At 72.9% G+C, this 26,175-nt stretch carries 25 protein-coding genes; 11 read left to right on the top strand and 14 right to left on the bottom strand.

Annotation, left to right across the window (positions count from 1 at the left end; genetic code table 11):
* Positions 1 to 3: 3 nt before the first annotated feature.
* The 10 genes from IEZ06_RS12580 to IEZ06_RS12625 all read right to left on the bottom strand — a co-directional run bounded on the left by IEZ06_RS12580 (position 4) and on the right by IEZ06_RS12625 (position 12,422).
* Positions 4 to 1,203 (bottom strand): cytochrome P450, encoded by a 1,200-nt coding sequence (locus IEZ06_RS12580; protein WP_189236855.1) that lies wholly within the window; start codon positions 1,201 to 1,203, stop codon positions 4 to 6.
* A gap of 243 nt (positions 1,204 to 1,446) precedes the next feature.
* A complete protein-coding gene (locus tag IEZ06_RS12585; protein ID WP_189236856.1) occupies positions 1,447 to 4,593 on the bottom strand; it encodes an AfsR/SARP family transcriptional regulator in 3,147 nt (1,048 codons plus the stop codon).
* Between the two features lie 115 nt (positions 4,594 to 4,708).
* The gene (locus IEZ06_RS12590; protein ID WP_189236857.1) at positions 4,709 to 5,416 is read right to left on the bottom strand and encodes a hypothetical protein; all 708 of its coding nucleotides are present in this window, start codon (positions 5,414 to 5,416) and stop codon (positions 4,709 to 4,711) included.
* The gene (locus IEZ06_RS12595) at positions 5,413 to 6,333 is read right to left on the bottom strand and encodes an ATP-binding cassette domain-containing protein (RefSeq protein ID WP_189236858.1); all 921 of its coding nucleotides are present in this window, start codon (positions 6,331 to 6,333) and stop codon (positions 5,413 to 5,415) included. Before IEZ06_RS12595 ends, IEZ06_RS12590 begins: the two co-directional genes overlap by 4 nt.
* Positions 6,330 to 6,689, bottom strand: a complete 360-nt coding sequence (locus IEZ06_RS12600) for a GntR family transcriptional regulator (RefSeq protein WP_189236859.1) — start codon at positions 6,687 to 6,689, stop codon at positions 6,330 to 6,332. The genes IEZ06_RS12595 and IEZ06_RS12600 overlap by 4 nt, the downstream gene beginning before the upstream one ends.
* Positions 6,690 to 6,948: 259 nt before the next feature.
* A complete protein-coding gene (locus tag IEZ06_RS12605) occupies positions 6,949 to 8,874 on the bottom strand; it encodes a S9 family peptidase (protein WP_189236860.1) in 1,926 nt (641 codons plus the stop codon).
* A gap of 232 nt (positions 8,875 to 9,106) precedes the next feature.
* Entirely contained in the window at positions 9,107 to 9,991 is an 885-nt protein-coding gene (locus tag IEZ06_RS12610) for an amino acid ABC transporter permease (protein ID WP_189236861.1), read from the bottom strand.
* Positions 9,988 to 10,656 carry an amino acid ABC transporter permease gene (locus tag IEZ06_RS12615; RefSeq protein ID WP_268245595.1) on the bottom strand — a complete coding sequence of 223 codons (669 nt, stop codon included), beginning with the start codon at positions 10,654 to 10,656 and terminating at the stop codon, positions 9,988 to 9,990. The genes IEZ06_RS12610 and IEZ06_RS12615 overlap by 4 nt, the downstream gene beginning before the upstream one ends.
* Positions 10,657 to 10,729: 73 nt before the next feature.
* Positions 10,730 to 11,614, bottom strand: a complete 885-nt coding sequence (locus IEZ06_RS12620) for a glutamate ABC transporter substrate-binding protein (RefSeq protein ID WP_068896920.1) — start codon at positions 11,612 to 11,614, stop codon at positions 10,730 to 10,732.
* Positions 11,615 to 11,666: 52 nt separating this feature from the next.
* Positions 11,667 to 12,422: an amino acid ABC transporter ATP-binding protein gene (locus tag IEZ06_RS12625; protein WP_189236862.1), complete on the bottom strand. Its 756-nt coding sequence runs from the start codon at positions 12,420 to 12,422 to the stop codon at positions 11,667 to 11,669.
* A gap of 152 nt (positions 12,423 to 12,574) precedes the next feature.
* On the opposite strand from IEZ06_RS12625, the gene miaB reads away from it, so the two are divergent.
* From miaB to IEZ06_RS12640, 3 genes are all read left to right on the top strand, one after another.
* Positions 12,575 to 14,074, top strand: a complete 1,500-nt coding sequence (gene miaB, locus IEZ06_RS12630) for a tRNA (N6-isopentenyl adenosine(37)-C2)-methylthiotransferase MiaB (protein ID WP_189236863.1) — start codon at positions 12,575 to 12,577, stop codon at positions 14,072 to 14,074.
* Positions 14,075 to 14,303: 229 nt separating this feature from the next.
* Entirely contained in the window at positions 14,304 to 14,921 is a 618-nt protein-coding gene (locus IEZ06_RS12635; RefSeq protein WP_189236864.1) for a hypothetical protein, read from the top strand.
* 34 nt (positions 14,922 to 14,955) lie between these two features.
* Positions 14,956 to 15,642, top strand: a complete 687-nt coding sequence (locus IEZ06_RS12640) for a class III extradiol ring-cleavage dioxygenase family protein (RefSeq protein ID WP_189236865.1) — start codon at positions 14,956 to 14,958, stop codon at positions 15,640 to 15,642.
* Between the two features lie 22 nt (positions 15,643 to 15,664).
* Here the strand turns inward: IEZ06_RS12640 and IEZ06_RS12645 are convergent, their stop codons facing one another.
* A complete protein-coding gene (locus tag IEZ06_RS12645; RefSeq protein ID WP_189236866.1) occupies positions 15,665 to 16,588 on the bottom strand; it encodes a ribonuclease Z in 924 nt (307 codons plus the stop codon).
* Between the two features lie 19 nt (positions 16,589 to 16,607).
* Here IEZ06_RS12645 and IEZ06_RS12650 point away from each other — a divergent pair, with 19 nt between their 5' ends.
* The gene (locus IEZ06_RS12650; RefSeq protein ID WP_229798032.1) at positions 16,608 to 17,123 is read left to right on the top strand and encodes a methylated-DNA--[protein]-cysteine S-methyltransferase; all 516 of its coding nucleotides are present in this window, start codon (positions 16,608 to 16,610) and stop codon (positions 17,121 to 17,123) included.
* Positions 17,124 to 17,184: 61 nt separating this feature from the next.
* On the opposite strand, the gene IEZ06_RS12655 is transcribed toward IEZ06_RS12650, so the two are convergent.
* Complete coding sequence (locus tag IEZ06_RS12655; RefSeq protein WP_189236868.1) at positions 17,185 to 17,421, bottom strand: antitoxin; 237 nt, start codon at positions 17,419 to 17,421, stop codon at positions 17,185 to 17,187.
* Between the two features lie 95 nt (positions 17,422 to 17,516).
* On the opposite strand from IEZ06_RS12655, the gene miaA reads away from it, so the two are divergent.
* The 7 genes from miaA (at position 17,517) to IEZ06_RS12690 (ending at position 24,939) form a co-directional block, all read left to right on the top strand.
* Complete coding sequence (miaA, locus tag IEZ06_RS12660; RefSeq protein WP_189236869.1) at positions 17,517 to 18,422, top strand: tRNA (adenosine(37)-N6)-dimethylallyltransferase MiaA; 906 nt, start codon at positions 17,517 to 17,519, stop codon at positions 18,420 to 18,422.
* 157 nt (positions 18,423 to 18,579) lie between these two features.
* Complete coding sequence (dapF, locus tag IEZ06_RS12665) at positions 18,580 to 19,386, top strand: diaminopimelate epimerase (protein ID WP_189236870.1); 807 nt, start codon at positions 18,580 to 18,582, stop codon at positions 19,384 to 19,386.
* A gap of 68 nt (positions 19,387 to 19,454) precedes the next feature.
* Positions 19,455 to 20,213: an SCO6745 family protein gene (locus tag IEZ06_RS12670; protein ID WP_229798034.1), complete on the top strand. Its 759-nt coding sequence runs from the start codon at positions 19,455 to 19,457 to the stop codon at positions 20,211 to 20,213.
* A gap of 57 nt (positions 20,214 to 20,270) precedes the next feature.
* Positions 20,271 to 22,547 carry a tetratricopeptide repeat protein gene (locus IEZ06_RS12675; RefSeq protein WP_189236871.1) on the top strand — a complete coding sequence of 759 codons (2,277 nt, stop codon included), beginning with the start codon at positions 20,271 to 20,273 and terminating at the stop codon, positions 22,545 to 22,547.
* Between the two features lie 114 nt (positions 22,548 to 22,661).
* Positions 22,662 to 23,420, top strand: a complete 759-nt coding sequence (locus IEZ06_RS12680) for an SDR family NAD(P)-dependent oxidoreductase (protein ID WP_189236872.1) — start codon at positions 22,662 to 22,664, stop codon at positions 23,418 to 23,420.
* Between the two features lie 183 nt (positions 23,421 to 23,603).
* Complete coding sequence (locus IEZ06_RS12685; protein WP_229798036.1) at positions 23,604 to 23,966, top strand: phosphomannose isomerase type II C-terminal cupin domain; 363 nt, start codon at positions 23,604 to 23,606, stop codon at positions 23,964 to 23,966.
* A 292-nt stretch (positions 23,967 to 24,258) separates the two neighbouring features.
* A complete protein-coding gene (locus tag IEZ06_RS12690) occupies positions 24,259 to 24,939 on the top strand; it encodes an HNH endonuclease family protein (protein WP_189236873.1) in 681 nt (226 codons plus the stop codon).
* Positions 24,940 to 24,964: 25 nt separating this feature from the next.
* Here IEZ06_RS12690 and IEZ06_RS12695 read toward each other — a convergent pair whose 3' ends face one another.
* Together IEZ06_RS12695 and IEZ06_RS12700 are read right to left on the bottom strand one after the other, a co-directional pair.
* The gene (locus tag IEZ06_RS12695) at positions 24,965 to 25,354 is read right to left on the bottom strand and encodes a PepSY domain-containing protein (protein ID WP_229798038.1); all 390 of its coding nucleotides are present in this window, start codon (positions 25,352 to 25,354) and stop codon (positions 24,965 to 24,967) included.
* On the bottom strand, positions 25,332 to 26,175 hold an 844-nt coding region (locus IEZ06_RS12700; protein WP_189236874.1), incomplete at its 5' end, for an RNA-guided endonuclease InsQ/TnpB family protein. The genes IEZ06_RS12695 and IEZ06_RS12700, both read right to left, overlap by 23 nt.

Raw genomic sequence — 26,175 nt, forward strand, 5'->3', positions numbered from 1 at the left:
GGATCACGCCTCCCAGGTGACGGGCAGGCTCTTCACCCCGAAGACGTCGGCGGTCTCGGGGCGCAGGGCGACCTCTTCGGCCGGTACGGCCAGGCGCAGCGCGGGGAAGCGGCCGACCAGCGCGGGGAGCGCGACCCGCAGCTCGACGCGGGCCAGCTGCTGGCCCAGGCACTGGTGGATGCCGTGGCCGAAGGCCAGGTGGCCGCCGTCCCGCCGGCGCAGGTCGAGTACGTGGGGGTCGGCGAAGCGCTCGGGGTCGCGGTTGGCGGTGTTCATCGACAGGATGACCGTCGTACCGGCCGTTATGGTGCGGCCGCCCAGCTCGACGTCCTCCAGGGCCGTGCGCATGAACGTCTTGGCGACGCTCAGATAGCGCAGCAGCTCCTCCACGGCCTGGTCGGCGAGGGCGGGTTCGGCGCGCAGCGCGGCCAGCTGCTCCGGGTTGCGCAAGAGAGCGAAGGTGCCCACTGCCAGCATGTTCGCGGTGGTGTCGAGCCCGGCCGCCAGCAGGATCAGGGCGATCCCCCGCAGCTCCTCGTCGGTCAGGTCGCTGTCGAGCAGGTCGCTGAGCACGTCGTCGGTCGGGTCGGCGCGCTTGGCGGCCACCAGTTCCGCCAGGTAGTGCTGGGTCGCGGTGTAGGCCGCGATCAGCTCCTCGTCGCCGGTCTCCCCGTTCATGAACGTGTCGATGTTCGCCTGGAAGGAGCCCCGGTCCCCGTACGGCACCCCCAGCAGCTCGCAGATCATGATGGCGGGGATGGGTTTGGCGAACGCGGTCACCAGGTCGACCGGCGGCCCGGCCTTCTCCATGGCGTCCAGGTGCTCGGCGGTGACCTGTTCGACGCGCTCGGTGAGCAGCCGCATCCGCCGGACGGTGAACCTGCCCACCAGCGGTCTGCGGTAGCGGCTGTGCTGCGGCTCGTCCATGAGGAGGAACTCGCCGGGCGCCGCCGGAGGGACCTCGATGTCGCCGTAGTCGATGAGCGGGTGGTGGCGCATGAGCTCCTTGCGGGAGCTGAACCGCGGGTCGGCCAGGACCGACCGGGCCAGGTCGTAGCCGGTGACCAGCCAGCCCTGGTGTCCGTCGGGGAAGGGATACCGGCTGATGGGGCCGTGCTCGCGGGCCCGGACCAGCTCCGCGGGCGGGTCGAAGGGGCAGCCGGGCCGACGTGCGGCCGGCAGCGCGGTGACGGTGTGCTCCATGGTCGTTCCTCTCCTCGGCCGTGGTCCGGCTCACGCCGTCGAGCACGGCCGTGTCTCTGTGCGCCCTCCGCGGCCCCGAGGCCGCGGTCGCTGAACCGCTCTTGGCGTCCACCGTCGCCGACCGCGCTGACACCGGGCCGCCGCCGTGCTGACACGGCCGCTGACACGGCGGTGCACGCTCGGCGGCGAGCGTGAGGACCGGTCAGCCGGGGGTGAGGAGGTCCGGGGGCGACGCCTGCCCGTTCACGAGGCGAGCGTGAGTTCGGCCAGCTCGCGCCAGTCCCGCCGCCGCCCGTCGCGGGCCGCCTCGGTGAACGCCGTTTCGCCGAGGAGGTTCCGCGTCTCCGCGGCGATCCGGGAGAAGTCCGGATGCGAGCGGTCCGGAGTGCCGCGTACGGCGTCGCTCGCCGCGAGCAGTCGCGCGGCCTGCTCGTACCGCCCCCGGCGCAGCGCGAGATCCGCGATCCCGATCAGCATCTCGGCGATCATCGGTAGATGCGGGTGCTCCATGATCGTGATCGCGCGGAACGCCTCGGCGCGGTACGCACGGGCCTGCTCGAGATCATCGGTGAGATAACCGTACAGGTGCATGGTCATGGCACGGACGGCGTCGACCATTTCCGTGTCGCCCAGCACCGCGCGCACCGTGGCCAGGTGCTCGCGTGCCTCGTCCGGTTCGCCGCGCCAGCGCGCCAGCTGCGCCTTCGCGAGCGCCAGCTCGGCGAGCGCGTCCGGCCAGACGAGCCCGCCCGCGCACCGCTGCGCTTCCGCCATGGCGGACGTGCTGGACCGCTCATCGCCGAGCAGCCAGTACAGCTGGGCCAGCCGCGCCCGCACGCCGACCACGTCCTCGGTCGCGCCCACCTCGGTCAGCGCCGTGGCCGCCTCCTCGTAGTGCTCGCACGCACGTGCGGACTCGCCGCGCATGGCGAGCCGCTCGGCCAGGAAGGTCAGCGCGAACGAGATCCCCATCCGCTCGCCCAGCGTGCGGAACTCGGCGAGAGCGATCTCGGCGTCGGTGTCCACGTCGGTCTCGTCGCCGCCGAGCGTGAGCCGGAACCGGCCACGCGTGAGCCTGGCCTGCGCGCGTACCCACGGATCGTCGCCGGCGATGAGCGGCTCGAACGCGGGCAGGAGCTCCGCCGGGCTCCGCAGCGTCAGCTCCAGCAGCCCGGCGAACCCGAGCAGCGGGTGGCGGGACCCGCTGCGCCGGGCCAGGCGGTGCGCCTGGTGGATCCACTCCCGCGCCTGATGCTGGTCACCATTGATCCCGGCGGTCACGAACATCGTCACGATGAGGTAGGCCATCGCCCGCACCTCGTCGGGCACCTCACCGGGCAGCGAAACCGCCGCGATGCTCAACTCGGCGCCCTCGGCCCGGTGCCCGCTGAGATACCAGTAGTAGCCCGCGGCCGCGACCAGCCGCACCGCCTCCCGGGCCCGTCCCTCGGCGATCGCCCCGCGCAGGGCGGCACTGATGTTGTCGTGCTCGGCCTCGAGCACGGCGAGCCATTCCAGCTGCTCGGCCCGGCGCAGGTGCGGCTCGGCCGTCTCGGCCAGTTCGGTGAAGTAGGCGAGGTGCGCCCGGCGCGCCGGCTCGCTCTCCCCGGCTTCGGCGAGCCGCTGCGCCGCGTACTCCCTGATGGTGTTGAGCATCCGGTAGCGCGGCGTGCCCTCGCCGTCGGCGAGCAGCAGCGACTTCTCGATCAACGCGGTCAGCACGTCGAACACCTGCTCCCCGGCGGCCTCGTCCCCGCACACCCGCTCGGCCGCTTCCAGGCTCACCCCGCCGGAGAACACCGAGAGCCGCCGCAGCACGCCGCGTTCGGCCCCGGACAGCAGATCCCAGCTCCAGTCCACGACCGCGCGCAGCGTCTTGTGCCGGGGGAGCACCGTACGGCTGCCGCCGGTCAGCAGGCGGAACCGGTCATCGAGCCGGCGCGCCAGCTGGTCGACGGACATGGTGCGCAGCCGCGCCGCGGCCAGTTCGATCGCCAGGGGTATCCCGTCGAGCGCCCGGCAGATCCGCACCATGGCCGACAAGGTGTGCGCGGCGGAACCGATGTCCTTGCGCACCAGATCCGCGCGGTCGCGCAGCAGCCGCACCGCGGGCGAGGAGCCGGCCTCGGTGGGGCCGGCTCCCTCCGCGGGCAGTGCGAGCGGCTCGACCTGCCAGAGCACCTCGCCGGTGATGCCGAGCGGCTCCCTGCTCGTGGCCAGGATCCGCAGCCTCCGGCACTCGCCCAGCAGCCGGTCCGCGAAGGCCGCGGCCGCCTCGATCACGTGCTCGCAGTTGTCCAGGACCAGCAGGACCGCGCGCTCCCGGAGCGCGGCGATGAGCCGGTCCATCGGTTCCCCGGCCCGCGCCTCACCGAGCACCGCCTGGTCACGCAGGCCGAGCGCGGTGAGAGCGGCCTGCGTCAGCTCACCGCCCGACCGCACCGAGGCCAGTTCGACCAGCCACGCCCCGTCCGGCAGTCCGGCGAGCATCGTCCGCGCGGTCTCGGCGGCCAGCCTCGTCTTGCCGGAGCCGCCCGCCCCCGTCAGGGTGACCAGCCGGTGTTCGACGGCCAGGCCGGCGACCGCGGAGACGTCGTCGTCCTTGCCGATGAAACTCGTCAGCTCGGCGCGCAGGTTCGTCCTGCGGTTCTCCGGCCGCTCGCCCAGCTCGCCGCGGAGCAGCGCGGTGTGCAGGGCGGAGAGCTCGGCCGACGGATCGGCGCCCAGCTCCTCGGCGAGCCGCTCGCGCGTCCGCTGGTACACGGTCAGCGCCTCGGTCGCGCGTCCCGCCTCGGCGAGCGCCCGCATCAGGGCCGCCGTGAACCCCTCCCGGAGCGGGTGCGCGGCGACCAGCCCGGTCAGCTCGGAGACCAGCTCCGCGCCGCGGCCGAGGCGGATGTCGGCCTCCACCCGGTCCCCGAGGGCGGCGGCGCGCAGCTCGTCCAGCCGCGCGACCGCGGCGTCGAACGCGTCGCTGTCCCGCAGCGCGATGTCCGCCATGGCCGTACCGCGCCACAGGGCCAGGGCCGAGCGCAGCAGATCGGCCCGCACCGCGGGCCCGGCGGCACGGGCCTGAGCGGCCAGCCGCTCGAACCGGCACACGTCCACGGCGTCGGGAGGCACGGCCAGGCGGTATCCGCCCGAACCCGCCTCGATCGCACCGTCCGGCAGCGCCCTGCGCAGCCTGGACACCAACGCCTGCAGGGCGTTCACCTCGTCCGCGGGCGGCCGTCGCCCCCAGATCCAGTCCACCAGCCTCGCACGCGTGACGACCCGGCCGGGTTCGAGGGCGAGTGCGGCCAGCAGCGCGCGCAGCCGGATCCCCGGAACCTCCACCACGGCCCCGTCGTGGCTCCGGACCTCGAACGGCCCCAGCAATCCGACTTCCACATCGGCAATTCTGCCGAACCGCGGCGAGGGCCGCGCCGCGGGAGCCGGTCGTGCACGGACTCCTCCTCCGGTGCGTTCCGGCGGCATCCGGCCCGGCGGCGCGAGCCCCTTCCGGTCACCGGTTGCGCAGCGGCACGTCGCGGATGATCAACCAGGTCAGCGCGAGACCGAACACGAAGACCCCCAGACCCACACCGAGCGCCAGGCCCGTCGACTGGGGCAGGTCCGCGGAGAGGCCGGAGAGGCGGTCGCCGATGAGCGGCAGGCGGAGCTCCTTGCCGATCGCCCCTTCGACGAGCACCCACAGGCCGATGCCGACCGGGATCAGGAGCAGCCCGCCGCCCTGCCAGCGGTAGAAGCCGGCCATGATGAAGGCGCCGGCGACGATCCAGGCGACGAACTCGACCAGGTACTCGGCGAAGACGAGCGGCACCTGGGCCGGTTCGGTGAACAGGTGGACCCGGTCGATCACCTGCGGCCGGTCGAACAGGCCGTAGAGCAGGGTCTCCAGCAGGTAGCCGACCGTGATCAGGGCCGACAGGAACGGGGCGAACAGGGCGATGGTGACGGCGGCCTGCGCGCCGAACTGGCGGCGGGTCTGCCCGTGCGCGATGTAGAGCGGCAGGTACTCCCGGACCAGGGCCACCCCGACGAACAGGGCGTACCACCGGGGCAGCTGGACGGCGGCCTCCCACGCGCTCCGGTTGAGCGTGCCGAAGACGTCGACGCCGACCGCGATCACGGCGACGACCACGACGTAGGCGGCGAACAGCAGCAGGGCGAAGTAGGAGTGGGCGGCGAGGAGCCGGGTGGGGAATCTCATCGGGTCTCTCCGGTGCGGAGCTCTGCGGCGGGGGGTGCTTCGGTGCTGGAGGTTCCGGAGCCTCCGGTCAGGTGGATGAACAGGTCCTGCATGTCGATCGGGCCGAGTTCGAGCCCGGACGCGGCGGCCTCCCCGCGCCGGGCGTCGTCGAGGTCGCCGTAGAGCATCGCCGACTTGGTCGGGCCGAGCTGCCTGGCGCCGAGCACGGTCAGCCCGGCGGTGAAGGCGTCGACCTGCGCGGCGGGCCCGGTCACGGCCGTTCCCCGGGAGAGCAGGGTCTGGCTCTCCTCGTGCGCGACCAGCCGTCCCCTGTCGATGATCACGACCTCCTCGAAGAGCGAACTGACCTCCTCGATGAGGTGGGTGGAGAGGACGATCGTGCGGGGGTGCGCCATGTAGTCGGCGAGCAGCGCGTCGTAGAACGCCTGCCGGGAGGGGGCGTCCATGCCCAGATAGGACTCGTCGAACATGGTCAGCGGCGCCCGGCCGGCCAGGCCGATCACCACGCCCACCGCCGAGCGCTGCCCCTTGGACATCTCCTTGACGTTCTTCTTCGGATCGATCCCGAACAGGTCCAGCAGCGAGCGGGCGTAATCGCCGTCCCAGTCCGGGCGGAGCCACTCGGCGAAGAAGATCGCGTCTTCGGCGCTGCCGATGTCGACGGTCTCGCCGGCGTCCCGGATCAGGCTGATCCGGCTGGTGACGGACCCGTTCTCGAACACCGGCCGCCCGTCGATCCGCACGTCGCCCGCCGTCTGCCTGCGGAAGCCGGCGAGCACCGAGAGCAGGCTCGTCTTGCCCGAGCCGTTGCGGCCGAGCAGCCCGTAGATCTTCCCGGGTTCCAGGCTGAGCGTCAGCCCGTCCAGTGCCGTGACGTCGCCGTAGCGCAGCACCAGGTCCTCGATGTCGATCCTCATCGCCCCTCCAGCTGCCTGATGCGCTCGATCACGTCGCCGAGCGGGATTCCGACGGTCTTGGCCTGGGCGACCATCGGGTCGACCACGTCGGTGAAGAAGTTCTCCCTGCGCTCGGTCCTGAGCGCGTCCCGGGCGTCCGGGCTGACGAACATGCCGATACCTCGTTTCTTGTAGAGGACGCCTTCCTCGACCAGTTGCTGGAACGCCTTGGCCGCCGTGGCCGGGTTGATCCGGTAGAAGGCGGCGTACTGGTTGGTGGACATGACCTGCTCGTCGCCCTTGAGCGCCTCGCTGAGCACGTCCGCCTTGATGCGGTCGGCTATCTGCCGGTAGATCGGGCTCCGGTCATCGAACATGGCACCTGCTTCTATGGTTCATTACTGCACTAATGAACCATAGAAGGCATGCGGACATCGGTCAACCGCCCCGGGCGCCGGTCGGCACGCGGAAGGGCCGCCCCGGCGTGGTTCCGGGGCGGCTCGGGTGGAGGTTCGGGCGGTTCGGGTGGAAGGCTCGGCGTGGTTCGGGCGAAAGGCCCAGGGTGGGACCGGAGCGGGAATCGGGTGGAAGGGGCCGGAGGGATGAAGGAGGCGGGTGGCCGTCAGGCGGAGAAGATCAGGCGAAGAAGATCTGCTGGTAGAAGGCCAGCTCGGCGGCGAGCGCCGCGCTGCGGGTCTCGGCGCGGCGGAAACCGTGGGACTCGCCCTCGAAGGTGAGGTACGTGCAGGGCACCCCGTGTTCGGCGAGGGCGTCGGCGAACGCCTCCGACTGGGCCGGCGGGACCACGGGGTCGGACAGGCCCTGCAGCAGCAGCATGGGGCAGGTGACCCCGGCGACCTGCCCCAGGGGCTCGCGGGAGCCGTACAGGGCGGGGTCGGAGGGGCCGACCAGCCACTCGATGTAGCGGGACTCGAAGTCGTGGGTGGTCTCGGCGAACGGGCCGAGGGCGCTCACCCCGTAGTAGGAGACGCCCCCGGCGAAGGCGCCGGAGCGCGCGCAGGCCGCCATGACCGTCCAGCCGCCCGCGCTGCCGCCCCGGATCGCGATGCGCGCCGGATCCGCCAGGCCCTCCTCGGCCAGCCACTCGGCCGCCGCGATCGCGTCCTCCACGTCGACCACGCCCCACTGGCCGCGCAGCCGCTCGCGGTAGGCGCGGCCGTACCCGGTGGAGCCGCCGTAGTTGACGTCGATGACGCCGATGCCGCGGCTGGTGAAGAACGCCTTCTTCAGGTCGAGCGCCGTCGGGCTGTAACCCGTGGGGCCGCCGTGGACGAACACGACGTACGGCGGCGGGCCGTCGCCGCGGGCCTCCGGGTTGGACGGCGGGTAGACGTGGGCGTGCACCCGGCGGCCGAACCGCCCTTCGATCTCCACGGTGCGCGGGACGGGCAGGTAGGCGATGTCGGGCAGCTCGTCGACGTCGCGCCGGAGCCCCTCCACCCGTCCGGTCGCGGTGTCCACCCGGACGACCGACTGGGGCACCGCCGGGCCGTACCCGATCCCGGCGAGCGTGCGCCCGTCGGCGGCCAGGGCGGGCAGCCAGCCGTCGTAGGGCACGTCGAGGTCGGTCAGCGTGCCGGCGGCCGGGTCGAGGAGGCCCAGCCGCAGCTCCCCCTGCCCGTGCAGGACCGCGAGCCGCCCGTCGTCCAGCACGGCGTACGGCGAGCCGCCGAGCTGCCACAGCGGCCCGGCGAACTCCTCCTCGGCGGGGTGGAGCGCCTGCGGGGAGGTGCCGAATATCCCGACCTGGTAGAGGTTCCACCAGCCCGACCAGTCGGAGACCAGGTAGAGGTGGCGGTCGTCGCGCCACTGCGGGGCGAGCACGGACTCGGTGACGCCGCCCTTGACGGTCCAGGAGGCGCCGTCGGCCAGCCGGGTGATCCGCAGCTCGGTGCCGTTCCACGGCATGAGCGGGTGGTTCCAGCAGATGTAGGCCAGGTGCTCGCCGTCGGGGGACAGCACGGGGGAGGCGTAGAAGTCGCTCCCGGAGACCCGCTCGCGGGGCTCGGCGCCGCCGTGCAGCGGGACGGAGACGATCGACCGGCTGACCTTGCCGTCACCGCCGTCGCCGTCGTCACCGCCGTCGTGCCGTTCCTGGACGCACCACACCTGCCCGTCGCGGACGGTCAGGTCGGCGTAGCGCAGCCCCGCCGCCCGCTCGGGCTCCGGCGTGATCGGCCGCGGCTCGGCGCCGGGGGCCAGCAGGTAGAGGCGCTGGTCGGCCAGGTTCGCGAAGACGACGCTCCGGCCCGCACCCTCACCGGGGCCGTCACCGGGGACCACCGCGTAGGACCGCCCGCCGTACTCGTGGACGCGGGTCCTGGCGCTCCACGGCGGGGGCAGCAGCTCCCGGCGGACGCCGTCGGCGCCCCGGTGCACGATCGTGGTCCGCCCGCCCTCGGCGGGGCGGTCCTCGGTCCACCACACCTCGTCACCCAGCACGGCGGGGAAGGCGAGCTGCAGCCCGGAGCGGGCGACGTCGGCGGTGGAGACGGGGGAGGGCCAGGCGGCGTACGGCAGGAGATCACGCTCTGCGGGCATGCCGTAATCCTGCCCGATAACCCGTCGCGTGTCGCCGGTATGACGTTCGGACGTTCCCGGATCCGCCGTCCCGTCCGGGCGGGGACCCGGGAGGGGAGGGCGGAGACCGCGGGAACCGGGGAGGAGAGGGCGGAGACCGCGGGGAGGCGGGACGCGTCCGGGCCGGGAGGCGAGGGGGCGGGCGGCCTGGTCAGGCCGCCCGCCCCCTCGACCCCTCGCCCCCTCGACCGGGTCAGTCCACTGCGGAGACGCCGCCTCCGGGCACGCCCACCGCGCCGGGCGGGGCGACCGGGGCGGCGGAGGTCTTCCGGCTGCGCCGGCTGCGCTTCTCCAGCCAGGTCGCCAGGGCGCTGAGCACCATGTTGAGCCCGACGTAGATGACCCCGACGACGATCGCCGCGGGGATGAGCGATCCGAAGAAGACCGCGGGAAGGATCTTGAAGCCCGTGTTGAGCAGGTCGACGTAGGCGATGATGTAGCCCAGCGCGGTGTCCTTGAGCAGCACGACGAGCTGGCTCACGATCGCGGGCATCATCACGGTCACCGCCTGGGGCAGCAGGACCATCCGCATGACCTGGTTCTTGCGCAGGCCGATGGCGTAGGCCGCCTCGGACTGGCCCCGGGGCACGGACAGCACGCCCGCCCTGACCACCTCGGCCAGCACCGACCCGTTGTAGAGGGTCAGTCCGGCGACCACCGCCATGAAGGCGTAGTCGGCGCCGCCCAGGACGCTGGGCGCCAGGTAGAAGATGAAGAAGATCAGCAGCAGCAGCGGGATGGCCCGGAAGACCTCCACGACCGCGCCCGCGGGGACCCGGATCCACGCGTGGTCGGAGAGCCGGGCCAGGCCGAACACGGCGCCGAAGACGAGCGCGAGGACCGCGGCCAGGCCCGCCGCCTTCAGCGTGCCGAGCAGGCCCGGGAAGATGTGCGTCTCCCAGGTGCCCCATTGCAGGAAGGGCTCCCAGATCCGGCCCTCCCACTGACCCTTCTCGTCGAACTTGGCGTAGACGAAGTACAGGACCGCGGCGATCGCGGCCAGGGCGGCGACCGTGTAGACGGCGTTGCGCGTGCGGGCGCGGGGGCCCGGCGCGTCGAAGAGGACCGAGGTGCTCATCGGGCCACCGCCAGTCTCCGGCCCAGCCAGCCGGTGAAGAAGCCGATCGGCAGGATCACCACCATGAACGCCGCCGCGATGCCGATGAAGATCGGGATCGAGACGCCCGTGTCGTCGAAGGTGTCCTTCATGACGAACGCCGACTCGGCGAGGTAGCCGCCGGCGACCGCCACCGTGGTGTTCTTGATCATCGCGATGATCACGCTGCCGAGCGGGGCGATCACCGTGCGGAACGCCTGCGGCAGGATGATCAGCCGCAGGGACTGCAGGAAGGTGAGCCCGATGGCGCGCGCCGCCTCGGCCTGCCCGAGCGGGACCGTGTTGATGCCCGAGCGCAGCGCCTCGCAGACGAAGGCCGCGGTGTAGACCGACAGGCCGATCACCACCAGCCAGAACGAGTTGGTGCTCGGGGTCTGGGAGAGGGTCAGGCCGAGCGTGTCGCTGAGCCCGAGTGCGGAGAACGCCAGCACGAGGGTGAGCGGGGTGTTCCGCACGATGTTGACGTAGAGGGTCCCGGCCGCGCGCAGGACCGGTGTCGGCGCCACGCGCATCGAGACCAGGACCGTGCCGAGGATGAGGGAGAGCACGCCGCACATCACTGCGATCTTCATGTTTTCCAGGAAGCCCAGCGCGAGGTCCGGCGCGTACTTGATCAGGTCATTCAACGGTGCTCCACAGCGAAGACGGCGGCGGCCGGCGCCCCCGGTCGGGGGTCACCGGCCGCCACGTGAGGCCGGACTACGCGCAGGGCTCGAACTGCGGGGCGCCCGTCGGGGGCTTGAGGCCCTGGGCTCCCGCGAACCACTTGTCGAACAGCTTCTGCGCGGTGCCGTCCTGGTACATCTTGGTGATCGCCGCGTTGACGGCCTCACACGTCTTGGTGTCGCCCTTCTTCAGGCCGACGCCGTACTTCTCGTCGGTGAACGGCTGGCCGAGGATCTTGAAGCCGCCGCCGGCCTGCTTGGCGAAGCCCGCCAGGATCAGGTCGTCGGTCGTCACCGCGTCCAGGTTGTTGCCGCCGAGCTTCTGCACGCACTCGGAGTAGTTGGCGGCGCCCACCAGCTGGGCGTCCAGGTCCAGCTCGCCGTCCGGCGGCGGGTCGGTGATCCGCTTGTAGGAGTTGGAGCCGGCCGCCTGGCAGATGCGCTTGCCCGCCAGATCCTGCGGCTTGGTGATCTTGGCGTCGTCGGCGCGGACCATGACGTCCTGGTGGGCCACGATGTACGGCCCGCCGAAGGTCACCTTCTCCTTGCGGCTGTCGGTGATCGAGTAGGTCGCGAAGATGATGTCCACGGTGCCGTTGGCGAGGAAGGCCTCGCGGTTGGACGACGCGGACTCCTTCCACTCGATCTCGACGTCGGCGCCGCCCGCGAGCTCCTTGACGACGTACTTGGCGACCTCGACGTCGAAGCCCTCCGGCTCGGCGCCGGTCTTCAGGCCCAGGCTCGGCTGGTCCCACTTGGTGCCGACGACCAGCTTCTTGGCGCCCTTGGCCTTGTCGACGACCGTGGTGTAGGCGGTGGTGTCGCCACCGCCGCCGCCGCTGTCGCTCCCGCAGGCCGCGAGGCCCAGGGTGAGCGCACCCGCCGCGGCGATCGCCGCACCGATACGCATTACTCGCATGTTCCGTTTCCTCTTCTTCGTCGTCGGGATGAACAGCCTGCCCGGAAGATGGTCAGTGCGTCAGGATCTTGGAGAGGAAGTCCCTGGCCCGGTCGGTCCTGGGGGCGGTGAAGAACTCGTCGGGAGTGTTCTCCTCGACGATCTGCCCCTCGGCCATGAACACCACGCGGTTGGCCGCGCGCCGCGCGAAGCCCATCTCGTGGGTGACGACCATCATCGTCATGCCGTCACGGGCGAGGCCGACCATGACGTCGAGCACCTCCTGGACCATCTCCGGGTCCAGCGCCGAGGTCGGCTCGTCGAACAGGATCATCTTGGGCTCCATGGCCAGCGCGCGGGCGATGGCCACGCGCTGCTGCTGGCCGCCGGACAGCTGCGCCGGGTACTTCGACGCCTGGCTGCCGATGCCGACCCGCTCCAGCAGCTCCATGCCGCGCTGCTCGGCCTGCGCCCTGGCGACGCCCCGGACCCTGATCGGCCCGAGCGTGACGTTCTCCAGGATCGTCTTGTGGGCGAACAGGTTGAAGGACTGGAACACCATGCCGACCTCGGAGCGGAGCCTGGCCAGCGCCTTGCCCTCGGCGGGCAGCGGCTGCCCGTCGAACGTGATCGTCCCGCCGTCGACGGTCTCCAGGCGGTTGATCGCCCGGCACAGCGTGGACTTGCCCCCGCCGGAGGGACCGATGACGACCAGCACCTCGCCGCGCGAGATCGTGAGGTTGATGTCACGCAGCACGTGGAGGCTGCCGAAGTGCTTGTTGACCCCTTCGAGCACGACAAGAGGAGTCGCGTCCCCGTTCTCCGTCATGGAGGACAACGTAATTCGGTGAAGGGCACCCCGTGCTAACCCTGCGGTACCGATCCGGTCACGACCTGCCCGAACGCCCCCGTGGGAGGGGCGGACCGGGCAGGATCGGGGGCTCCGCGAGGTCGGAGAAGCGCCTACCCTTGTGTGTTGAGATGACTGTCACCGTGGAGAGCGCCCGCACGTACGAGGTTCGTACCTACGGGTGCCAGATGAACGTGCACGACTCCGAGCGCCTGTCGGGCCTGCTGGAGGACGCGGGATACGTCCCCGCGGCCGAGGGGGAGACGGCCGACGTGGTCGTGTTCAACACCTGCGCCGTCCGGGAGAACGCCGACAACCGCCTCTACGGCAACCTCGGCCACCTGCGACCGGCGAAGACCGACAACCCCGGCATGCAGATCGCCGTGGGCGGCTGCCTGGCGCAGAAGGACCAGGGCGAGATCGTCCGCCGGGCGCCCTGGGTCGACGTGGTGTTCGGCACGCACAACATCGGCTCGCTGCCGGTCCTCCTCGAGCGCGCGCGGATCGCGCAGGAGGCCCAGGTCGAGATCAAGGAGTCGCTGGAGACCTTCCCGAGCACGCTGCCGACCAAGCGCGAGTCCGCCTACGCCGCCTGGGTCTCGGTCTCGGTCGGGTGCAACAACACCTGCACCTTCTGCATCGTGCCCTCGCTGCGCGGCAAGGAGAAGGACCGCCGTCCCGGAGACGTCCTGGCCGAGGTCCGGACCCTGGTCGCCCAGGGCGTCCTGGAGATCACCCTGCTGGGCCAGAACGTCAACACCTACGGCGTCGAGTTCGGCGACCGGCTCGCCTTCGGCAAGCTCCTGCGGGCCTGCGGCGACGTCGAGGGTCTGGAGCGGGTCCGCTTCACCAGCCCGCACCCGGCGGCCTTCACCGACGACGTCATCGCGGCCATGGCCGAGACGCCCAACGTGATGCACCAGCTGCACATGCCGCTGCAGTCCGGCTCCGACCGGGTCCTGAAGGCGATGCGCCGCTCCTACCGGGCCGAGCGCTACCTCGGCATCATCGAGCGGGTGCGGGCGGCCATGCCGGACGCGGCCATCTCCACCGACATCATCGTGGGCTTCCCCGGCGAGACCGAGGAGGACTTCCAGGCCACGCTGGACGTGGTGCGGGAGTCGCGGTTCGCCAACGCCTTCACCTTCCAGTACTCCATCCGGCCGGGCACGCCCGCCGCCACGATGGACGGCCAGATCCCCAAGGAGGTCGTGCAGGAGCGCTACGACCGGCTGGTCGAGTTGCAGAACGCGATCTCCTGGGAGGAGAACAAGAAGCAGGTCGGCCGGACGCTCGAGGTGCTGGTGGCCGAGGGCGAGGGCCGCAAGGACGAGGCGACCCGCCGCCTGTCCGGCCGGGCCCCCGACAACCGCCTGGTGCACTTCGTCCCGGGTGACGAGGTCCCGCGCCCGGGTGACATGGTCGGCGTCGAGGTCACCTACGCCGCGCCGCACCACCTGGTGGCAGACGGGCCCGCGCTGAGCCTCCGCCGGACCCGGGCGGGCGACGCCTGGGAGGCCCGCCGGTCCGCCCCCGCGGGCGCCCCCTCCGGCGTCATGCTGGGCATGCCGTCGATCGGCCGGCCCGCCCCCGTCGCGCAGGAGACCCCGGGCTGCTCCCTCGGCTCCTGAGTCCGTACGGGCCCGTCCCCGGCTCCTGAGTCCGTACGGGCCCGTCCCCGGCTTCCGAGTCCGTACGGGCCCGTCCCGCGGGCGGGTCCGTGACGGATCCGCGGAAAAGATGACAAGTCGTGATCATCATGTGGTTGCGGCGCGAGCATTTCCCTGCTGTGGCTAGTGTGGTTCGGCACCCGCGGAAGCCGTGGAGGTTTCCCCGAGAACCGCAGGGAGTTGTTGTCGAATGCACGTCCCCTCCACCCCCGACCGTCCCGAGCAGCACGAAGCAGCGGAGATCCTCACCGGTCCCGGACGCGGATCCCGGCGTGGAGCCGGGCGCGGGCGGGCCTCGGCCCCGAAGGGGAGGCGCGGCCTGGCCATGGCCGCCGCCTCCGCCGCGGCCGTGCTCCTGGTGGGCGGCGTCGCCGCCTACACCTTCGCCTCCTCCGGCGACGAGGGCGGCTCCGTCTCGGTGCCGCAGTCGCCCGGGACCGGAAAGGACGAGCGGCAGGAGACCGCCGGCGAGGACGGCGCGCCGGCCGGTGAGGACCAGGACCGGAACGCCGCCGGCGGGCCGGAGGAGGACGCCTCCGGTGCGCCCGAGGAGGACGCCTCCGGCGGATCGTCCGGCGGGTCCGGCGGGTCGTCCGGTGATTCCTCCGCCGGGTCCGCCGGGTCGGGCTCCGGCGGGTCCACCGCGAGCACGTCCGGTGGGGACTCCGGCACCTCGCGCGCCAAGCCCTCCACCCCGGCCAGGGAGCAGCAGAGCGGCACGCCGTCCCAGCAGGGCGAGGAGGGCTACACCGACCCGCGCTCCGACGGCGCCCCGGGCTTCGTCGCCCCGCAGGGCCCCACGGGCTGAACCGCTCTGAACCGCTCTGAGCTAGTCTGGCGGCGTGCTCGTCGCCGCCGCCGTCTGCCCGCACCCCCCGCTGCTGGTCCCCGAACTGGCGGGGGCCGCCGCCGGTGAGCTCGACGGGCTCCGGACGGCCTGCGCGGCCGCCGTGGCAGGCCTGCGGGACGCGCGGCCCGACGCCGTCGTGGTCGTCGGCGGAGCCGACGAGGCCGCGGACCACGGGCCCGGCGCCGCCGGGAGCCTCGCCCCCTGGGGGGTGGACGTCCGGACCGGTGCGGGCGAGCCGGTCCTGCCGCTCTCGCTGACGATCGGCCGCCGGCTGCTGGAGGCGGGCGGCCTGGCCGCCGCCGCGTTCCACGCGGTGCCCTTCGACGCCTCCCGCCAGGAGTGCGCGGCCCTGGGCAGGCGTCTGGCGGACCGGGCCGGGCGGGTGGCGATGCTGGTCATGGGTGACGGCTCGGCCCGCCTGACCGAGAAGTCGCCGGGCTACCTCGACGCCCGCGCGCGGCCGTACGACGAGGAGATCGCCGGTGCGCTCGCCCGGGGCGAGGCGCCGGACCTCGACCCCGCCGAGGCCGCGGAGCTCTGGGTCGCGGGCCGGGCGGCCTTCCACGTCCTCGCCGCCGCAGCCGGGGCGGGGGGTCCGTTCAGCGGGGAGGTCCTCTACCACGACGCCCCCTACGGCGTCGGCTACGTCGTGGCCCGGCTCCGGTCGCGGGGCGCCTGACGCCCGGCGCCGGACGGGAGGGTCAGGCGCGCCCGGGCACGGGCACCCGCAGCAGGTCGTGGGCCAGGACGACGTCACCGCCGAAGGCCGCGCGGGCCTCGTCCAGGAAGCGGGGTTCGTCGTCCGTGCCGTAGCGCTCGGAGACGTGGGTCAGGACCAGGCGGCGGACCCCGCACTCGGCCGCCACCCGGCCGGCCTGCCCGGCGGTGAGGTGGCCGTACCGCGCGGCCAGCCCCGACTCCGCCGACAGGAACGTCGACTCGATCACCAGCAGGTCCGTCCCCTCGGCGAGCGCGAACACCCCGTCGCACAGGCGGGTGTCCATGACGAACGCGGCGCTCTGCCCGCGGCGGACCTCGCTGCACTCCTCCAGCCGCACGGTGGAGCCGTCCGGCGCGGTCACCGTACCGGTCCTCTGGAGCTCGCCGACGGCGGGCCCGTGGACGCCCCGCTCCCGCAGCCGCTCGGGGAGCATCCGGCGGCCGTCCGGCTCGTCGACGCGGTAGCCGTACGACTCGACGGGGTGGGAGAGCGGGCGCGCCGTGAGGGTGACCGGGCCCGCGTCGAAGGAGGCGGACGGCCCGGAGACGGGACGCTCGGCGATCACGGAGGTGTCGGCGAAGGCGGAGGCGTGGCGCAGCCGGCGCCAGTAGGCCTCCCCGCTCGCCGGGTAGGCGGCCCGGACGGGGTGTTCGACGCCGTCCCTGGCGATGCGCTGGACGATCCCGGGCACGCCCAGGCAGTGGTCGCCGTGGAAGTGGGTGACGCAGATCCAGGTGATGTCGTGGGCGCTCGCGCCCGCGTGGAGCATCTGGCGCTGGGTGCCCTCACCGGGGTCGAACAGGAAGCCCTGGCCGTCCCAGCGCAGCAGGTAGCCGTTGTGGTTACGGTGTCGGGTGGGAACGGCGCTGGAGGTGCCGAGGACGACGAGTTCGCGAAGGGACACGATCTCAATGCTAGGAACCGTGGCCTTCGGAAGTGTGCCGACCCCGCTCGGTGAGATGTCCGTCGCCGTCACCGGGGACGGAGTGGCGGGCGTGTGCTGGGGCGACGGCGGCCGGCTCAGGGCGCGGTTGCTGGACCGGCCCGGCCTGACCGAGGTGGACGACCCGGCGCGGACCGCTCCCGTGCTCGGTGAGCTGGCCGCCTACTACGCGGGGGAGCTGCGGGTCTTCGCCGCCCGCGTCGACTGGCGGCTGACCACCCCCGTGCAGCGCGCGGTCCTCGGCACGCTGCACGGGACAGTGCCGTACGGCCGCGCGGTGACCTACGGCGAACTGGCCGCGCGCAGCGGGACGGGCGTGCCGGCCCGGGCCATCGGGTCGATCATGGGCGCCAACCCGCTCCCGGTCATCGTGCCCTGCCACCGGGTGGTGGCGGGCAACGGCCTGGGCGGGTTCAGCGGGGGAGAGGGCGTGGAGTCCAAGCGGTGGCTGCTGACCCTGGAGGGCTACCTGCAGCCGACGCTCGACTGGGACTGAGCGCTCGGAGGGCCGGGAACGCGGGGCCGCCCAGGTCGCGCCCGGACGGCCCCGCCGGAGGTCAGCCGTTCTGCCCGGCCTCCGGGGCGTTCTGGGCGTCCGGGGCCGGGTCGGTCCGGCCGTCGATGCCCTCGGCCATCTCCCTGGCCTTGTCGGCGGCCATGCCGACGTGCTCCTCGTGCCCGGCGAACCTCTGCCCGGCGGCCTGCTCCCCCTTGTCGATGCCCTGCTCGGCGAGCTCCTCGATCTTGTCCGAGTGCTCGCCCATCAGGTCCTTGCCCCTGTCGAAGACGGACATGGCGATCCCCCTGGTGACTACTGGTCGGATGCGGCGGTGCGCCGTCGCGGGCGCCGCCATCCGCAGACCCTTCCCGGTGTTGGGACACTTATCCCGTGCCTCAGCTACCCGTCATCGCCGTCGTCGGCCCCACGGCGGCCGGAAAGTCCGATCTCGCCGTCGATCTCGCCCTGCGACTGGGGGGCGAAGTGATCAACGCCGACTCCATGCAGCTCTACCGGGGCATGGACATCGGCACGGCGAAACTGACGATGGAGGAGCGGCGCGGAGTCCCGCACCATCTGCTGGACGTCTGGGACGTGCGGCGCACGGCGAGCGTGGCGGAGTACCAGGAGCGGGTGCGGCCGCTGATGGACGACCTGCTGGCCCGGGGCGTCGTGCCGATCCTGGTCGGCGGGTCCGGGCTCTACGTGCGGGCCGCCCTCGACGACCTGGAGTTCCCCGGCACCGATCCGGGGATCCGGGCCCGGCTGGAGGCCGAGCTGGAGGCGCACGGCCCGGCTCCGCTGTACGAGCGGCTCCGCGGGCTGGACCCGGAGGCGGCCGGGGTGATCCTGCGGGGCAACGGCCGCAGGATCGTCCGCGCGCTGGAGGTCGTCGAGCTGACCGGGCGGCCGTTCTCCGCCTCGATGCCCTCCTACGACGCGGTCTACGACAGCGTGCAGCTCGGCGTCGAGGTGCCCAGGCCGGTGCTGGACGAGCGGGTCGCGCTCCGGGTGGACCGCATGTGGGAGGCCGGGCTGGTGGCGGAGGTCCGGGCGCTGGCGGGGCGGGGCCTGGCCGAGGGGCGGACCGCCGGTCGTGCGCTCGGCTACGCCCAGGTGCTGCGCTTCCTGGCCGGGGAGTGGACCGAGGAGCAGGCCAGGGAGGAGACGGTCCGGGCGACGCGCCGGTTCGTCCGCCGGCAGGAGTCGTGGTTCCGCCGCGACCCCCGGGTGGTCTGGCTCCCCCAGCAGGCCCCCGATCTCCTGGAACGGGCCCTGGCGGAGGTCCGCCGGTGAGCGGCGGGCCCGGCGGGGTGCGCCCCGGGTCCGGCTTCCGGTCCCAGGTCCGGTCCCAGGTCCGGTCCCAGGCCCGGTCCCAGGCCGGTCCCAGGCCCGGTTCCGGGGTCGGCGGAGCTCGTCGGGGCGGGGTCCGGGGCGCGGATAGGGTGAGGGCATGCGCTTCGTGAAGGGCCACGGCACCGAGAACGACTTCGTCATCCTCCCCGACCCGGAGGGCGAGCTGGAGCTGTCCGGCGCCCTCGTGGCGGCGATCTGCGACCGCAGGGCGGGCATCGGCGCCGACGGGGTGCTGCGGGTGGTGCGCGCCAAGCTCAGCCCGGAGGTGGCCGACCAGGCGGGCGAGGCGGAGTGGTTCATGGACTACCGCAACGCCGACGGCAGCCTGGCCGAGATGTGCGGCAACGGGACGCGGGTCTTCGCCCGCTACCTGGTCGACGCCGGTCTGGCGGAGGCCGGCGAGTTCGCCGTGGCCACCCGGGCGGGGGTCAGGCGGGTGCGGCTGGCGGAGACCGGTGACGTGACGGTGGACATGGGCCCGCCCCGGATGCTGGGCGAGAGCCGGGCGACCGTGGCCGGGCGGGAGTACGGCGGGCTCCGCGTCGACATGGGAAACCCCCACCTGGCCTGCGTCATCGGCGATCCGGTGGCCGGTCTCGACCTGACCCGCCAGCCCGGATTCGACCCCGGGGTCTTCCCGCACGGCGTGAACGTCGAGCTGATCAACGCGGTGGGCCCGCGCCGGATCGTGATGCGGGTCTTCGAACGCGGCTCGGGGGAGACGCGGTCCTGCGGGACCGGGGCGGTCGCCTCGGCCGTGGCCGCCGCGCGCCTGGCGGGGGAGAGCACGGGCAGCTGGGAGGTCGAGGTGCCCGGCGGCACGGTCACCGTCACCCTCGACGGGAAGACCAGCCATCTGGCCGGTCCCGCCGTCCTCGTGGCCTCCGGAGAGCTCTCCTTCTGATCGGGACTTGCCGAAGGTTGTTCTGGTGGGTCATTCTGAGTTCCTTCGATGAACTCAGGAGGAGTGGCATGGCGGATTCACAGGCGACGGCGGTGGCGGTCAAGGGAGCGATCGGAAAACTCGGCGGCGGCTTCATGATCTCGCGCGAGGCCAAGGCGGCGAGCGAGCGAGCCGGGCTGGCCGGGCGGGCCATGTACTTCCGCGGCCGGTGCGGCGTGCTCGGCGAGGTGGACGCGGACGTGGTCCGCTCCGCCGTGGCCTTCTTCCCCGCCGGGCACGTCCGGGCCAACTGGGAGGCCGGACGGTCGCTGCCGGTGGACAAGGCGGTGGAGCTCTACGCGGAGGCCTGCCACGCCTGGGGCCGCCGCCGGCTCGGCTCCTTCGACGGGGCCGCCCGCCTGGCGGAGCTGCTGGAGCGGGTGGCCGCCGGGGCGGAGGTGGCGGGCGCCCCGCTCTTCGCCGGATGGCGGGCCGTGCCCCTGCCGGACGACGCCCCGGCCCGGGCGACCCAGCTCATGCACGTGCTCCGCGAACTGCGCGGCGGTCTGCACGCGGTGGCGGTGCTGGCCGAGGGGCTGACCCCGCTGCAGGCCATGCTGCTCGAATCGCACGAGTCCCCGCTGGGCGACATGCCGGGGGAGGCCATGGCCCGTTTCTTCGAGTGGCCGGAGCCGTACCCGGTGCCCGGCCCGGAACTCGCCGGGGCCCGGGCGCGGGCCGAAGAACTCACCGACCGGCTGATGGCGCCCGCCTTCGCGGTGCTGGACGAGGCGGAGTCGGCGGAGCTGGCCGATCTGCTCGGCGGGGCCCGAGCCGCCGCCGGATAGCCGCCGGGCGGCCGGTTCGTTTGGGTCATCCCCCCCGAGCTGGCAGACTGACGTCCCATGGACGTGGACATCTGGGCCTGGGTGGGCGACACCCAGCGGCAACTGCACGAAGCCGGTAACACCGGTCTGGCCATGGCGATCGGCAGCGTGCCCGCGCAGGCGCTGGAGGGCCGGTACGGGCAGCTCGACGTGCTGGCGCCGGCCATCGCGCAGGAGGCGGAGAAGCTGGAGCTGCCCTGGCTCGAGTTCTACGCCCGCTACTGGCACCTGATCGGCCGCATCGGGGACCGCGCGCAGGGCGTGGTCGCGCTCGACGACGCGCGGACCCTGGTGGAGTTCGCCCGCCGCGAGGACGTCCGCGACTGCCCGGCCGCCCCCGGCGCGGTCGAGGCGCTGGTGATCGCGCAGGCCAACACCGACGGCGCCGGACACGCGGCCGAGCGGCTGGAGGCCCTGGCCGCCGCCGAGGTCGAGCCCGGATCGCTCGCCTTCTCCGCCCTCGCCGAGCAGTACGTCGCGGCCCTGGTGGACGACGGGCGCGCGGTGGAGGCCGTGGCCCACGCGGAGGCGGCGGCGGAGCGGCTGGGCTCCGCCGGTCGCGAGGCGAGCTGGGAGCTGGGGGCGGCCTCCGCGCGGGCGCTGCTCGCCGCCGGACGCCCGCAGGACGCGCTGACCGCCCTGGACGCCGCCGCCGGCTTCAAGCCCGACGACCCGGTCGCCAAGACGCACCGCGAAGGCGTGCTGCGCGCACTGGTGCTCGCCACCCTGGGCCGGGAGGCGGAGGCCGTGCAGGCCCTGCCCGACCTCGACGTGGTCGGCGACCACCCCCGGGTCTGGGTCGAGTGGTCGCGCGCCGTGCTCCTGCTCGCGGGCTCCGCGCAGATCACCAACACCTGGCAGCTCGGCCGGGTCCTCAAGCAGTGGGTCGACTACTTCGCGGTGATGGGCGCCTACCGGGCCCGGATCGAGCTGGCCCTGATCGCCGGCGACCTGGCCGTGGCCCGGCAGGGTGTCTGGCAGGCCCGGATGCTCGCCGACCTGGCCGAGTCCGCCGCCGCCGAGCTGAAGGACCCGTCGGCCGTCGCCGACCGGATCGCCGCGCTGCGCGCCGCGGCCGACGCGGTGACCCCGCTCCCGGCCCCCGGCCCGCAGGACGAGCTCGTCGGCTACTTCGACGCAGCCGACGGCTTCAACGCCGACCCCGAGCGCTGGGTGGGCTGGCTGGCCCCGCTCTCCGGCCGCGACCTGGAGGCCACCCGCCGGCACACCACCACCATCGGCTTCCTCGGCTACCCGGCCAGGGGCGCCGACATCTACTGGGACATGCTGGTCGAGTCCGGCGACATCCAGACCGCCGACGAGCAGGACGTCTCCTTCATCACCGGCCTGCTGGTCGAGGCCCGCCAGGACGAGCGCCTGGAGCAGATGGCCGAGCGGCTCCCGGCCGCCCAGCGCCACCTGGCCCTGGCCCGGCTGCACCGCGCGCGGGAGCGCTGGGAGCAGGCGGCGGCCGAGGGCGAGGCGGCCGTGGCGGCCGGCGCGGGCATCGAGGCGCGCCGGCTGTGGGCCTCCGCCGTGCAGCAGCTCGACGACAACGCCAAGGGCGCCCGGATCCTGCGGGAGATCCTCGACTCCGAGGAGATCGAGGCCGAGGACGTCTGGCGCATGATCACCATGGCGACCGCCGCCGAGGACTGGGAGACCGTCCGCGCCGGCGCCGCGAAGATCGGCATGCCGCTGAAGTCCACCGAGGGCCCGATCGAGGAGGAGATGGGCCTGGTGCGCATCGTCCTGCCCGCCCCCGACGGCAGCCAGCGCGCGGTCGTCAGCGTGCGCACCGGACCCGCGACGGCCCGTCTGGCGATGCCGCAGCCCCCGGGGCTGGAGTACAACGCCGGCGACCTGGTCGTCTTCGACCCGGCGCTGCTGGAGCCCCCCCCGGAGAGCCCGGAGGAGCAGGAGAGCTTCATCCCGCCGTTCGCGGCGGTCGGCATGCTCCGCCCCGGCGGCTACACCAGCTGGTTCTTCGACGGCGCGGCCCCCACCGAGGCCGAGTGGACCGAGTTCAACGAGGTCATGGCCGAACGCGGCTGGCCGATGTGGGTCTACAGCGACGAGGACTACACCGTGACCCACCCGAGCACGGGTGAGCCCCTGCCCGGGCTGTTCGGCTGGATCGCGATCCCGCCGAACGTCACCCCGGTCGAGCTGGACGCGGTGCTCGACGACGCCACCGAGCGCTGGACGCACCCGCTGGCCTGGCTGGACCTCGCCAAGGAGGTCGGCGTCGAGGCCGAGCGCCACGAGCGCATCACCCGGGAGTACGGCCTGTAGGCCTTCCACGGGGAAAGACGGTGTGCCGCCCGCGAGGGGCTCCCTCGCGGGCGGTATGCTTCTCCAGCTCCAGAACATCGTTCGGTGTCATGTCCCGCAGGTCAGGAGGATCGAATGCTCGACCGGTTCCGGTTGGACGGCAAGGTCGCCGTCGTCACGGGGGCCTCCTCCGGGCTGGGCGTCGCGTTCGCGCGCGGCCTGGCCGAGGCGGGCGCCGACATCGCGATCGGCGCACGCCGCAAGGACCGCCTGGAGGAGACCCGGCGCCTGGTCGAGGAGACCGGCCGCCGGTGCGTGGCGGTCGCCACCGACGTGACCAGGCCCGAGGACTGCCGGGCCCTGGCCGAGGCGGCGGTCGCCGAGCTGGGCGCGGTGGACGTCCTGATCAACAACGCCGGCGTCGGTACGGCGATGCCCGCGCTGAAGGAGACGCCCGAGCAGTTCCGCCAGGTGGTGGACGTCAACCTGCACGGCACCTACTGGATGGCGCAGGCCTGCGCCCGGGTGATGCGGCCCGGGTCCTCGATCGTCAACATCGGCAGCATCCTCGGGGAGACCACGGCCGGCCTGCCGCAGGCCGCCTACAGCGCCTCCAAGGCCGCGGTCGTCGGGCTCACCCGGGACCTGGCCCAGCAGTGGACCTCGCGGCGCGGCATCCGCGTCAACTGCCTGGAGCCGGGGTTCTTCGCCTCGGAGATGACCGAGCAGTACGCCGAGGGCTACCTGGCCTGGCAGCTGGAGCACCGCGTCCTGATGAAGCGCGCGGGGGACCCCGCCGAACTGGTGGCCGCGGCGGTCTTCCTGGCGAGCGACGCCGGGTCGTACGTCACCGGAGCGGTGATCCCCGTGGACGGCGGGATCCTCACCACCTGAGCCGGGAGGCGTCCGGGCGGGGGACGGTCCGGCCAGAGATCTTCCGGCGGCGGACCTCCCGGGCCGGATATCCATTCGGGCGGAAAGCCCTGACTCTTAATCATCCGGTTGCGTGAACACCGCTCATCCGTCACGGACGCGTGCGAGAGTTCTCGTGACGAGACGGAGCGGACGGAGGACATCTTGCTGGAAGTCGACAGGCTCGGAGCGGTCGTGCGGGACGAGCGTCCCTGGGGCGGGTTCGAGCGCTACACGCTCAACGAGCCGACCACGGTGAAGATCATCGATGTCGCGCCCGGCCAGCGGCTCAGCCTGCAGCGGCACGAGCACCGGGACGAACTCTGGGTCGCCCTGGACCCGGGGGCGGTCTTCGAGATCGACGGGGAGCGGATCACCCCCTCGGTCGGCGACCGGGTGCTCATCCGGGCGGGCCAGACCCACCGCCTCAGCTCCTCGGGGCCAGCCATCCGCATCCTGGAGATCGCCTTCGGCCACTTCGACGAGGACGACATCGAGCGACTCGAGGACTCCTACGGCCGCGTCTGAACGGTCGTGGCGGCGTCTGAACGGACACAGGGCCGCTCCTGAGCGGACACGGCGGCGTCTGAACGGACGACTCACCGCCGGGATGACGGCGTACGGCTCGGACCCGGACCTCGGTTCCGGGCCGTCCGGTCAGGTGGGAACCGCCGGATCGCGTGTGCATCCGTCCGGCTGCCCGCGGAACCGTCCGATTGCATGCGGAGTCGTACGCCGAGGGCGGGACAAGGCTTTTACGCGGGCATTGAGTAGATTTGCCACTTCGGGGTAGCCGTACCCCGTGAGAGGTGGCGGCAGGATGCGGACAGGGCTGGGCCGGAGCGCCAGGGGCGTGGTGGTCGCGGCGGTCGCACTGACGCTGGCGGGCTGCGGGCCCGCCGGCGACACCCTCGGCGACCCGTCCCCGGCCGGAGGCGGGAAGCCGGCCTCCGAGGCCCTGGCGGACCTGAAGAAGCTCCAGGTCAAGGGCCGCGCCCCGATGACCGGTTTCGACCGGGACGAGTTCGGGCCCGCGTGGGCGGACGTCGACCACAACGGGTGCGACACCCGTAACGACATCCTCAAGCGCGACCTCGAAGGGGAGACCTTCAAGAAGGGCACCCAGGACTGCATCGTGCTCACCGGGACCCTCCGCGACCCCTACAGCGGCAGGACCATCGAGTTCGAGCGCGGGCAGAAGACCAGCATGGCGGTGCAGATCGACCACGTGGTCGCGCTCGCCGACGCCTGGCAGAAGGGCGCCCGGCAGCTGAGCAAGGAAGAGCGCAGGCAACTGGCCAACGACCCGCTGAACCTGCTGGCGGTGGACGGCCCGCTGAACGGCCAGAAGAGCGCCGCGGACGCGGCGACCTGGCTGCCGCCGCGCCGCGCCTACCGGTGCCCCTACGTCACGCGCCAGATCCAGGTGAAGGTCAAGTACGAGCTCTGGGTGACCTCCGCGGAGAAGGACGCGATGGAGCGGGTGCTGAAGGCCTGCTGACCTCCCGCACCCGTCGTCAGTCGTCTCATTCCCGCTTGAACTTGACGATCTTCCCGGTCCGCTGGGAGACGTAGACGTCGTACTCCCAGCGGCCCTTCTCCAGCTCCACCTTGCAGACGCGGTGGCCGTGCTCCCACTCCCGCTCCACCTCGCTGACGCGGGCGCCGGGGACGCGCTTCTTCGCGATCCTGACGGCCTTGGCGCACGAGACGGGGACGGCGGGGGCCGTCGCGATTCCTGAGGCGGTGGCCGTGGCGGTGGCGCCCGAGGCGAGGGCGGTGCCGGCGACGGTGCCCAGCAGGGCGGCGGTGCCGACGGCGGCGAGGGTGATCCTGGCGATCAGGTGTGTCTTCTTCGTGACTCCTCCGCTCCCTGAAGGGAGCGGCTTCTCGCTAAGCCGCTTGCGCAGCCTCACGAAGGGCAAGCCCTGCCCTGAGGATGTTGACCGCCGCGTTCACGTCGGCGTGCGCTTCATGCCCGCACGCCGTACAGGCGAACGCGGCCTGGGTGAGGCGGTTCTCCTTCGCCACGTGCCCGCAGCGCGAGCACGTGCGGGAGGTGTCGGCGGGGTTCACCGCGATCAACTCGCGACCGGCGCTTTCAGCCTTGTACGCGAGGACCGTCAGGAACACCCCCCAACCCGCGTCGAGAATTGAACGGTTCAGCCCGGACTTGGCCGCGACACCCCGCCCGGGCTGCTCCGCGGTGCCGGACGCGCTGCGGGTCATGTTCGCGACCTTCAGCGCCTCGTGCACGATGAGGTCGTAGTCCCGGACCAGGGCGAGTGCGGTCTTGTGGATGTGGTCGAGGCGCTGGCGCCGGACCTGGGCGTGCAGCGCCGCGACCCGGGCCGCCGCCTTGCGGCGGCGCGTGGACCCGCGCTTCTTGCGGGCCAGGTCGCGCTGCGCCGCCGCCAGCCGGTCGGCGGAGGCGGCCAGGTGACGCGGGTTGCCGATGTGCCCGCCGCCGGAGGTGGTCACCAGGGAGGCCACCCCCAGATCGATCCCGGCGGCGGCGCCGGTGGCGGGCAGGGGCTGGGCGGGCACCTCGTCGCACGACAGCACTACGAACCAGCGGGAGCCCTCCCGCTGCACGCTGATCGTCTTGACCCGGCCCCTGACCGGCCGGTGCTGGTTCACCCGGACATGCCCGACGCCCTGCAGCCGCACGAACGTGGCGGTCGGGTGCTGCGGCTGGGAGTCCCACCGGCAGCCGTCGCCGTCCTTGGGCCAGGTG

It is taken from the genome of Planomonospora antibiotica, assembly GCF_014647955.1.
GTDB lineage: Bacteria > Actinomycetota > Actinomycetes > Streptosporangiales > Streptosporangiaceae > Planomonospora > Planomonospora parontospora.

Excerpts from the sequence above, each read along its gene's own strand:
- IEZ06_RS12580 (WP_189236855.1), bottom strand. The coding sequence starts at position 1,203 with ATGGAGCACACCGTCACCGCGCTGCCGGCCGCACGTCGGCCCGGCTGC.
- IEZ06_RS12590 (WP_189236857.1), bottom strand. The coding sequence starts at position 5,416 with ATGAGATTCCCCACCCGGCTCCTCGCCGCCCACTCCTACTTCGCCCTG.
- IEZ06_RS12595 (WP_189236858.1), bottom strand. The coding sequence starts at position 6,333 with ATGAGGATCGACATCGAGGACCTGGTGCTGCGCTACGGCGACGTCACG.
- IEZ06_RS12600 (WP_189236859.1), bottom strand. The coding sequence starts at position 6,689 with ATGTTCGATGACCGGAGCCCGATCTACCGGCAGATAGCCGACCGCATC.
- IEZ06_RS12605 (WP_189236860.1), bottom strand. The coding sequence starts at position 8,874 with ATGCCCGCAGAGCGTGATCTCCTGCCGTACGCCGCCTGGCCCTCCCCC.
- IEZ06_RS12610 (WP_189236861.1), bottom strand. The coding sequence starts at position 9,991 with ATGAGCACCTCGGTCCTCTTCGACGCGCCGGGCCCCCGCGCCCGCACG.
- IEZ06_RS12620 (WP_068896920.1), bottom strand. The coding sequence starts at position 11,614 with ATGCGAGTAATGCGTATCGGTGCGGCGATCGCCGCGGCGGGTGCGCTC.
- IEZ06_RS12625 (WP_189236862.1), bottom strand. The coding sequence starts at position 12,422 with ATGACGGAGAACGGGGACGCGACTCCTCTTGTCGTGCTCGAAGGGGTC.
- miaB (WP_189236863.1), top strand. The coding sequence starts at position 12,575 with ATGACTGTCACCGTGGAGAGCGCCCGCACGTACGAGGTTCGTACCTAC.
- IEZ06_RS12635 (WP_189236864.1), top strand. The coding sequence starts at position 14,304 with ATGCACGTCCCCTCCACCCCCGACCGTCCCGAGCAGCACGAAGCAGCG.
- IEZ06_RS12655 (WP_189236868.1), bottom strand. The coding sequence starts at position 17,421 with ATGTCCGTCTTCGACAGGGGCAAGGACCTGATGGGCGAGCACTCGGAC.
- dapF (WP_189236870.1), top strand. The coding sequence starts at position 18,580 with ATGCGCTTCGTGAAGGGCCACGGCACCGAGAACGACTTCGTCATCCTC.
- IEZ06_RS12670 (WP_229798034.1), top strand. The coding sequence starts at position 19,455 with ATGGCGGATTCACAGGCGACGGCGGTGGCGGTCAAGGGAGCGATCGGA.
- IEZ06_RS12675 (WP_189236871.1), top strand. The coding sequence starts at position 20,271 with ATGGACGTGGACATCTGGGCCTGGGTGGGCGACACCCAGCGGCAACTG.
- IEZ06_RS12680 (WP_189236872.1), top strand. The coding sequence starts at position 22,662 with ATGCTCGACCGGTTCCGGTTGGACGGCAAGGTCGCCGTCGTCACGGGG.
- IEZ06_RS12690 (WP_189236873.1), top strand. The coding sequence starts at position 24,259 with ATGCGGACAGGGCTGGGCCGGAGCGCCAGGGGCGTGGTGGTCGCGGCG.